Raw genomic sequence first — 8,794 nt, forward strand, 5'->3', positions numbered from 1 at the left:
GTCACATCCCCAGCAATTCCTGGAGCCGACGCTTGCGACCCGGATGGGAAAGACGATCGAGGCCTTTCGCTTCTATTTGGCGAATGCGCTCGCGCGTCACGCCGTAGATCTGACCGATTTCCTCAAGGGTCATGTCGGAAGCGCGCCCGATACCAAAGCGCATCCGGATCACATCAGCCTGACGTTCTGGCAGATCAGCCAGTGCGTCTGTCACGATCCTTTCGGTTTCTGCCTGGTCGAAGACATCCACTTCTGGAGGTTCGGGCAGCAGGTTGTCCCAGTCGTCGAGGCTTGCGGGATATTCGGCTTCACGCGGGATGCCGCGGAACTGTCTGACCTCGTCGATTGCCCATTCCAGCTCTTCGGCGAGATCGAGGTCGGAAACGGCACCGCCGACCCGAACGTCCAGCCTGTCGAGGGCGCGATCAAGCTTGGTGACCTTCTCGTTCCGATGCACGGGGATGCGGATCGCCGCGCCTTCATCAGCGCGCCATCGCATGATGGCCTGTCGCATCCAGTAAGTGGCGTAGATGAGGAAGCGATAACCACGTTCGGGATCAAATCGCCTTGTGGAACGCTGCAGACCCATGAACGCCACTTGGAAGACGTCCTCTGGATCCTCGCCTTCCTCCACGTTCCGCGAGGCAAACCGCCGCACGTAAGGCAGGTGCTCGCGGATAAGGTGTTCGGTAGCGGATTCGGAGATCAGGATTTCGGCTTCCAGCTGACTGGCCTCGGCTTGGCACGCTGGGAACTGCTCCAGTCTGCGGACCAACTCCTTGTGGAATGCGAGAGAGAGTTCCAATGCCTCGAGCGCAGCAAGTGCCTCTCTTCGTCGTTTGCCGTCCATTACCCGGCCAGTAGTGTGCCACGACCTCAGGGCGTCCGCGGCGGCCATTACTTCGGACGTCTCCGCATGGCCCGGTCGCGAGGGAATAATGGTTCTCAGGGAGACCGAGCCGGGGTCTCGCGAACCGTCGCGGATGCGGTCCATGACGTCGAGGATCGTTTCGACGGCGGTCTCGGAGGCCAGGATGCCCAGCTGGAGTTCCTGCTTGGCCCGCATCATTGGCTCCAGCAACTGCAGCTCTTCTGATTTGTCCATGACGAAGCGCTGTGTGCCGGGAAGCCGCGTCCGACGCGTAAGGGCTGCCTCTATCGCGTCAGCAAGGTCATCGGACGATATGTCCGAGACGGCGTCCCAGAGGTCGGCATCATGCCCCGTCGCTTGAGCGAGATCGAAGCCAGCTGCTTCCAGGTTGCGCTGGAGATTGATGCGCAGTTCCTCGAGATCACCATTCCCTTCGCAATGGGCGACCAGGCGGTCGATATCGTCGAGGGAGCACCGACCCTTTGCCAGAATCTCCTCTGCCCAGGTGAAGCAGAGATCTGGGTCGATCGACATCCGCGTGCCGGTCTGGACGACCGCTCGTTTGACCGATTGTCGGCCGCGGTTGCGGACCTGCCGGAAGTCACTCTCTGCACCGTGATCGGCGGCCGCAGCGGCACTGGAGCCGATGCCCTCTCCGGAAATTGGTGCTTGTGAAAGGTCGAGATCCCAATCCCCGTCCTCGTCATCCGAAACCACGGGTGACGAACTGACGAGCGCAACGAATGTCCCCGATGCCGTATCGCCCGCGTACTGATCGAAGAATTCCTCTGGTTCTGCCTCAGCTTCGAAATTCAGCAGGTCATCCAGGTCGTCAACCCTATCGGCTGGCTCAGTCTCCTGAATTCCCGCGAAACGGTGCTCCCGAACTGCATCGTGCCCGGCAACTACAGAGTCGACCACGAGTGAAACCTCGCGCTCGCTAACCGTCTCCGTCTCCGTCTCCGTTTCCGGCGACCCCGCAACAAGCGAAGACAGAAGCTGCGCGGTGAGACCGTGACCTTCGGCAAATGCCACATCAGCAGGCGTCTGTCGGTCGTGGTTCAGTACGCCGGGGTCGGCACCCGACCGAATGAAGAGATCGCAAACGGCAAGATTGCCCATGCGCGCAGCAAGGTGGAGCGGCGTATCTCCCTTAGGGTCGGCCGCGTGGAGGCGGGAGGATGCCGCAAAATCGGCAAGCCGCTCGAGCTTCCCTTCGGCGATCAGCCGGATCTCGAAAGGGCCAAGAACATGGCTCTCCGGTTCGCTCGTCGCCTCGTCGCGACTGCCGAAGATGCGGGACAGTCTATCCATGATCTTCATGAATGACCTCCCTGTTGAGAAGTATGATCTGCTGGTCTTGTGGCTTCCTCGCGCTGGGATCAGTATCGAGTCCGAGACGTCTCAGCGCGTAGTACAACAGCGCACGTCGGACCTTGATCTTCGCCTTGCCGCCACGCATCCCGTAGTCGAGCGCGATGACCTTTGCCTGAGTTTCCGACAGGGCGGGGTGGGGCCCGACCTCCAGCGTGACCTCGGAATGCCAGTCGCGATCATCGTCGGCTGACGCTTCGCTCTCACGCGATCCTCGAATCTCCAGCACCCGCGAGAGCAGGAAGTCCTTGAAGCAGTCATCGGTCAGGCAGAGCGCCCGGGTGTGCCAGCGGAACCCGTCGAACGCGATGGCGTGAGGCGCGATCCAGCGCCAGCGCGGCTCGGGGCTAGACAGGGACTGGTACTTCACCTCGATCGCCTCGGACCGGCGGATGGCGCCGACAACCGAGCGAAGTGTCACCGGCTCAACGCCGCGAACCGGCGTCGGGGCGGATGCGTAGGGTGGCAGGTCAGCGATCCAGCAATCTTCGCGCTCCAGCACGTCGTCGGCAACCAGGCGGAGCTGCGAGAGGTAGTGTGCGGCGTCTGGCGAACGGAACTTGCAGTCGAAGTCTGGGCCGCGGACGTAGGTCCGCGCGCTCTTGTCGTAGACCATGTTGTCCGGCGCCAGCGCGATGTAGCGGTTCAGGTCAGAGGATGCCTGGTTCACCGAGACGCCGAACTGCTGCATCACGTCGATGCGATTGACGTGTCCCTCCCAGAACAGACGGAACTCGATGAACTCGAGGCGCTGCTCAATCCCCCAGCGAAGTTCGGCCTTGTCCCGGTCCACGTTGCGCTCCCGCCCAGCCCTGCGCGCACGCGAACTGTGCGCGCCCAATCTCTGGGCTTTCTTGGACCGTAGCCGCGAGGGATTGCGCAATCAATCGAAAAGGGGCGCGTCGGGGCGCGATTATCCCAAGGATTGCCTGAGGTTCTGCGCCACCACATCGGCAGCCATCCGCACCGGCTCGGCCGCCAGATGGGCATAGCGCGCCGTGGTCTGGACCTGCGTGTGGCCAAGGAGCTTGCCGATCATCGGCAGTCCCTGACCCGAGGCGACGGCGGTCGACGCGAAGGTGTGGCGCAGGTCGTGTATGCGGACGTCCTTCACCCCGGCGCGGGCGCGAACGCGCTGCCAGAAGGGCTGTAGATCGCTCAGGCGCTTGCCCGGCAGGGTACCGGTGATGACCCACAGGTTCCCGTCGATGCGCTGAGCGTCGCGGAGCAGGTCGACGGCGGGCTGTCCGAGATGGACGATCTTGGCGCCGGACTTGGAATCCGGCAGGCGCAGGACGCGCTCGGCCAGATCGACGTGAGCCCACTGCAGCGTCATGATCTCGCTCAGCCGACATCCGGTCAGGATCAGCAGGCGGGCGGCGAGGATGGCCGAGGGCAGTTCGATCCCCTCCGCCTCCATCTCGCGCAGCACCTCGCCGATCCGGCGCAGCTCCGCCGCGCTGAGAAAGCGCTCGCGCTTCTCTTCGGAATACTTCCGGATGTGCTTTCGCGGATTGGTGCCGTCCGGACGCAGGCCCCACATCTCGGCGAGGCTGAACATCTTCGAGACCACTTCGAGGCAGCGGTTCGCCTGATAGGGGATATGGCGGAGGTCGTGGTGGAACTTCGCCACGTCGGCCCGGGTGGTGCCCGTGACCGTCAGCTGCCCGAGCGCGGGCAGGATGAAGCGCCTCAAGTTCCGGCGATATTCCTTGGCCGTGCTTGCCTTCACGCGGATCGCGATGTGCTCCTTGTCGAACCGCTCCGCCAGCTCCTTCACCGTGATCGCCCTGCGCCCCGCGTCCCGCTCGGCGGCGGGGTCCGCGCCATTGCGCGCGGCGGCGACGATGGAGATGGCGCGGTTGCGCGCCTGCTCGCAGGTCAGCACCGTGCTGGGCCCGAGGCTGATCCGCCGCGACCGGCGTCCGGCGCGATACTGGACCACGTAGCCCTTGCGCCCGCTCGGCAGCACGCGCAGCCCGAAGCCGGGGATCTCGCTATCCCAGACGAAGTATTCGGTGGGCTGAGCCTCGGCAGCGTCGACGATGCGTTTGGTAAGCTTGGGCATGGCGGCCTTCGGTGGTGCTTTCTCCATTCCACAGTGCTGAAGTGCGAACGACAGTCAACGAACACATTGAAATGGCGAAGAAAAAGGAAATACGGCGCGATTCTGCGCAGGACCTTTCGGCGCGGTGGTGCGGGGAACCGACGAGCTGCGCGAATCAGAACGCAGGTTCCGGACCCCGCGGACCGCTGATAGGCTCGGAAAAAAGAAACTGGCGATCCGATGGCTTCCAAGACCACCCTCAATGCGAAGAACCTCGAGGCGCTGGGCGCCGAGCGCCTGGCGCAACTGCTGATCGAGGTCAGCACCGGCAACGCGGCGGCCAAGCGCAAGCTCCGGCTCGCGCTGGCGGGCGCTCAGAGCCCAAGGGAGGCGGCGCGGGAGATCACGAAGCGGTTGACCAGCATCGCCCGCGCCCGCAGCTTCATCACCTGGAAGAACCGTAAGGCGCTGGTCACGGACCTCGAAACCCAGCGTCGCGCCATCGTCGAGCAGATCGCGCCCGCCGATCCGGATGAGGCAGTGGCGCTCATGTGGCGGTTCATGGCGCTGGCCACGCCGGTGTTCGAGCGTTGCGACGACTCCAGCGGCACCGTCATCGGCATCTTCCGCCAGGCCTGCGCCGATCTCGGCCAGCTCGCCGGGAAGGTCCGACCGGAGCCGCAGGCGCTCGCCGACGCTGTCCTCGATGCGCTGCAGGACAACGGCTATGGCCAGTATGACGGCCTGATCGGCACCATGGCGCCAGCGCTCGGCGAGAAGGGACTCGCCGCTTTGAGATCGATGGCCGAGGAACTCGGTCGCTCGCCTGTGCCGGTTCCGCCGAAGGATCAGTGGAAGGCGGTGGGCTGGGGCCCGGGCGGCACCGCGTACGAGCACGAGACGCGGGCGCGCGAGCGCGCGAGCACGGTCACCATGGCGCTCAAGGACATCGCGGACGCGCAGGACGACGTCGACGGCTTCATCGCTCAGTACGATCCGAAGACCCGTAAGGTGCCGCAGATCGCGGCAGAGATCGCGCAGCGTCTGCTGGCGGCCGGCAGGGCGGATGAGGCGCTGGGGTTCCTCGAGCGCGCGGAACTCGGCGACGGCTTGCGGGTTCCGCTGGCCTGGCAGGACATTCGCCTGCAGACGCTGGGGGCGCTGGGTCGCGGCAAGGAGGCGCAGGCGTTCCGGTGGGACTGCTTCGAGCGCACGCTCTCCGACGGCTACCTGCGGGCCTATCTCAAGAGGCTTCCCGACTTCGACGACATCGAGGCGGAAGAGCGGGCGATGGCGCACGCCATGGTCTATCCAAGGTTTCTTCACGCCTTGCAGTTCTTCCTCGAGTGGCCCGCGCTGGATCGCGCGGCCGAACTCTTGGTGGCGAGGCACGACGAGATCGACGGGGATCACTACGAGTATCTTGCCCCCGCGGCGGAGGCATTGTCAGAGCGTCATCCGCTGGCCGCGACGCTGGTGCTCCGCGCGATGATCGACTTCACGCTCACCCGATCACGGGCGAAGCGGTATCGGTATGCCGCCGAGCATCTGGCCACCTGCGCCCGGCTCGCGTGCGACATCCCGGACTTCGGCGCGTTCGAGACGCACGACGCCTATGTCGCCCGGCTGAAGGAGGAGCATGGCAGGAAGTTCGGGTTCTGGAGCGTTGCTGAATGACCGGCCAGAATCGAAGCAAGATGGAAAGTTTGTCATGGCCCTGAATTTGCTGGTCTTCCTCGGCTCCGTGCGGGACAGCACGCCGCCGCGCCCTGCACGCCTGGGGGAGCGGGTGGCCCGGGCCTGCCGGGGCTTGCTCGCGGCCGAGGGCCACGAAGTCGGGCTGGTCGATCCGCTGGATTTCGACCTCGGCGGGGCATTCAAGCCGCATTTCGCCCATGCGCAGGGCAAGGCGCCCGCGGCGCTCGAGGATCTGGCGCGGCGGATCGAGGCGGCGGACGGCTTCGTCATGGTCAGTCCGGAATACAACCACTCGATGAGCCCGGCGCTTGCGCATCTGCTGAACCATTTCGGCAGCTCGCTCTACGCCTACAAGCCGAGCGCGATCGCCACCTATTCCGCCGGGCAATGGGGTGGGGCGCGCGCGGCGGTGAACATGCGCACCTTCCTGTCGGAGCTTGGCTGCCTGCCGGTCTCGGCGATGATCCATGTGCCCAAGGCGCAGGAGGTCTTTACGGAGGACGGCGGCTACGCTCCCGGCGTCGATGGGGAGCGATGGGACGGCTATATCGGCCGGACCCTCGCGCAACTGATCTGGTGGGCCGAGGCCGCCCGCCGCCAGCGCGCCGAGGGCGCGGCCGACCGCCCCGCCGCCTTCACCCGCGACCCTTCGCAGCGCAACGCGCCGTGAACCGGGGCACCGCCTGGGCGACGCGTTTGCAGGGCGATGAGCGCCACTTGATGCGCCCTGCTACCGCGACCATCACCCGACGCGTACGTGGAAGCATTGTGGAAGCAAGAGGGGACAAAGTGCTGCCGGTTCCCGCGCAATCGTGCGCATGGAGCGCACGGGGCAGGGGTCTTCAACTGGCGGAAATGTCGAAGGAATACGAAACCCAGCGCAATCGTTCATGGTCCGTTCGGCACGACTCATAACCTGAAGGCCGCAGGTTCAAATCCTGCCCCCGCAACCAACTAAATGCCTGTTTCGGCGAGATAATCCAGAAAGCCCCGCGCCTCACGATAGGGGCTTTCGGCGTTTCTGGCACAGATTTGGCATACTTAGGACCAAGCCGTGCCAACGGCAGGCAACAGATCCCAGCAACGTTCGCCTCGGTCGCCAGAGTCGATTCCTGACCACGACATCATCCCGTCGTGTTAGTGTTGCGAGAACGAAAAGAGAACAAAGGCGACCGCTGGAGATGAAAGCGCGACACAGACTAGAGATCGACGCGATGGAGCCACTTGATAGCTTCGCTCCCATGGCTCCTGAACGCCCGCTGGAGCCCGCCAACGACAATCAGCCGATCTCCCGCACGCTCGACAAGCTGTTCGGGACGGCATTGGCCATCGAGCTCGAAGCAGCCAAGGAGGCCGGGGCACTCGGGTTCATGGCGCGCGCCATGGTGCAGGCGACGATGCCGCATCGCCGCGTCGCGCGCAACGAGTTCACCCGCACCAATGGCGCCTTCTCGCTGACGATGCTGGCGCCCTCGAAGATCGGACTCCCCTACGGCAGCATCCCGCGCCTGGTGACGGGTTTCCTCACCACCGAAGCCGTCCGCACCAAGGAGCGCCACATCGTTCTCGGCAGCAGCTTGAGCCGCTTCATGGCGGAGCTCGACCTAGCTCCGACCGGGGGGCGTTGGGGCACGATCCCGCGCTTGCGCGATCAGATGAGGAGCACCGAATGAAGATCGTGAGCATTCTGGCGGTCGACCTTGCGAAGCATACGATCCAAGTGTGCGGCGCGACAGCGGACGGCGAAGCCGTCTTCAACAGGAAGTACACGCGGGCCAAGTTCGAGGAGTTGCTTCTCAGTCACCCGAAAGCGATCGTCGCGATGGAAGCTTGTGCGACGAGCCACCACTGGGGACGGATCGCACAGAAGGCCGGGCACGACGTGCGCCTGATCTAGCCGACCTACGTGAAGCCGTACGTGAAGCGCGGCAAGAACGACGCCAACGACGCTGCGGCGATCGCGACGGCCGTGCGGCAGCCGGACATGCGCTTTGTCGCGGTGAAGACCCAGGAGCAACAGGCCCGCGCGGTGCTCTTCCGCACCCACCAGACCTTCACCCGACAGCGGGCCAAGCTGATGGTTACGCTCCGCGGCCATTTGCAAGAGCACGGCGTCATCGTCGCCAAAGGCCAAGCCGCGCTTCTCGCGTTCTCGGAGACCCTCGAAGCGTCTCCAGAGCTCGTGCCCGACTTGGTTTTCGAGACGGCGCGCCTCTACTTCCATCAGATTGAGCAGCTCGGCGGCACCATAGCCGCGCTCGAGCGGCAGATGGCGGAGATCGCAAAGACCGACGAGGTCGCCCGTCGGATCCAGACTATGCCGGGCGTCGGAACCGTAAATGCCGCGGCGTTTCTGGCGTTTGCGCCCGCCATGGAGTCCTTCCGCCGCGGTCGCGACTTCGCGGCGTGGCTGGGCCTGGTCCCGACGCAGCACTCGACCGGCGGCAAGACGAGACTGGGGAGAGTCAGCAGGATGGGTCAGGCCGACATGCGACGGCTGCTGGTCAACGGCGCGACCGTGTGCCTTCGCTGGGCGTCGGCGAAAGGGACGGCGCCCGACAGCTGGCTGGGCAAGCTCATGGCGAGAAAGCCATGGAAGGTAGGTGCCGGCGTTAGGGGCGCGAACAGGCAGAGCGGTGCCCGTCTTGTTGGCGTTCAACAGGTCGAGGGTGCGGGTCGCTGCCTCGGCCGAGTTCACCACGAGCGATGTCGGCGACGCCCCGATGCTGCCCGACCTGCTCGACCAGATCCCGCCGGAGCAAGAGATCGCCAGCGTCACCGCCGACGGCGCCTTCGACACCCGC

General features: G+C 64.9%; 7 protein-coding genes and 2 pseudogenes. 6 read left to right on the forward strand and 3 right to left on the reverse strand.

Features of this window, described 5'->3' with window-relative positions:
* Window position 1 precedes the first annotated feature (1 nt).
* From G8O29_RS16955 to G8O29_RS16965, 3 genes are all read right to left on the reverse strand, one after another.
* Window positions 2-2,194 carry a sigma-70 family RNA polymerase sigma factor gene (locus G8O29_RS16955; protein WP_166404407.1) on the reverse strand — a complete coding sequence of 731 codons (2,193 nt, stop codon included), beginning with the start codon at window positions 2,192-2,194 and terminating at the stop codon, window positions 2-4.
* Window positions 2,178-3,038, reverse strand: coding sequence for a BrxR family helix-turn-helix transcriptional regulator (locus tag G8O29_RS16960; protein WP_166404408.1), 861 nt, complete (start codon window positions 3,036-3,038; stop codon window positions 2,178-2,180). Before G8O29_RS16960 ends, G8O29_RS16955 begins: the two co-directional genes overlap by 17 nt.
* 120 nt (window positions 3,039-3,158) lie before the next feature.
* Complete coding sequence (locus tag G8O29_RS16965; RefSeq protein ID WP_166404409.1) at window positions 3,159-4,313, reverse strand: tyrosine-type recombinase/integrase; 1,155 nt, start codon at window positions 4,311-4,313, stop codon at window positions 3,159-3,161.
* Between the two features lie 219 nt (window positions 4,314-4,532).
* On the opposite strand from G8O29_RS16965, the gene G8O29_RS16970 reads away from it, so the two are divergent.
* From G8O29_RS16970 to G8O29_RS16990, 6 genes and pseudogenes are all read left to right on the forward strand, one after another.
* Window positions 4,533-5,969, forward strand: coding sequence for a DUF6880 family protein (locus G8O29_RS16970; RefSeq protein ID WP_166404410.1), 1,437 nt, complete (start codon window positions 4,533-4,535; stop codon window positions 5,967-5,969).
* A gap of 34 nt (window positions 5,970-6,003) precedes the next feature.
* A complete protein-coding gene (locus G8O29_RS16975; protein WP_207623946.1) occupies window positions 6,004-6,660 on the forward strand; it encodes an NADPH-dependent FMN reductase in 657 nt (218 codons plus the stop codon).
* Between the two features lie 571 nt (window positions 6,661-7,231).
* Window positions 7,232-7,663 (forward strand): replication initiation protein, encoded by a 432-nt coding sequence (locus G8O29_RS16980; protein ID WP_242679158.1) that lies wholly within the window; start codon window positions 7,232-7,234, stop codon window positions 7,661-7,663.
* A complete protein-coding gene (locus tag G8O29_RS18600) occupies window positions 7,660-7,887 on the forward strand; it encodes a hypothetical protein (RefSeq protein WP_242679159.1) in 228 nt (75 codons plus the stop codon). The genes G8O29_RS16980 and G8O29_RS18600 overlap by 4 nt, the downstream gene beginning before the upstream one ends.
* 21 nt (window positions 7,888-7,908) lie before the next feature.
* Window positions 7,909-8,529, forward strand: a pseudogene (locus G8O29_RS18605) (IS110 family RNA-guided transposase); the annotation flags it as partial.
* A 145-nt stretch (window positions 8,530-8,674) separates the two neighbouring features.
* Window positions 8,675-8,794: pseudogene (locus G8O29_RS16990) on the forward strand (IS5/IS1182 family transposase); the annotation flags it as partial.

This window comes from Rhodobacter calidifons (assembly GCF_011174775.1).
GTDB lineage: Bacteria > Pseudomonadota > Alphaproteobacteria > Rhodobacterales > Rhodobacteraceae > Tabrizicola > Tabrizicola calidifons.

What these genes read in the sequence shown, in the direction of transcription:
- G8O29_RS16955 (WP_166404407.1), bottom strand. Translation starts at nt 2,194, where the DNA reads ATGAAGATCATGGATAGACTGTCCCGCATCTTCGGCAGTCGCGACGAG.
- G8O29_RS16965 (WP_166404409.1), bottom strand. Translation starts at nt 4,313, where the DNA reads ATGCCCAAGCTTACCAAACGCATCGTCGACGCTGCCGAGGCTCAGCCC.
- G8O29_RS16970 (WP_166404410.1), top strand. Translation starts at nt 4,533, where the DNA reads ATGGCTTCCAAGACCACCCTCAATGCGAAGAACCTCGAGGCGCTGGGC.
- G8O29_RS16975 (WP_207623946.1), top strand. Translation starts at nt 6,004, where the DNA reads ATGGCCCTGAATTTGCTGGTCTTCCTCGGCTCCGTGCGGGACAGCACG.
- G8O29_RS16980 (WP_242679158.1), top strand. Translation starts at nt 7,232, where the DNA reads ATGGCTCCTGAACGCCCGCTGGAGCCCGCCAACGACAATCAGCCGATC.
- G8O29_RS18600 (WP_242679159.1), top strand. Translation starts at nt 7,660, where the DNA reads ATGAAGATCGTGAGCATTCTGGCGGTCGACCTTGCGAAGCATACGATC.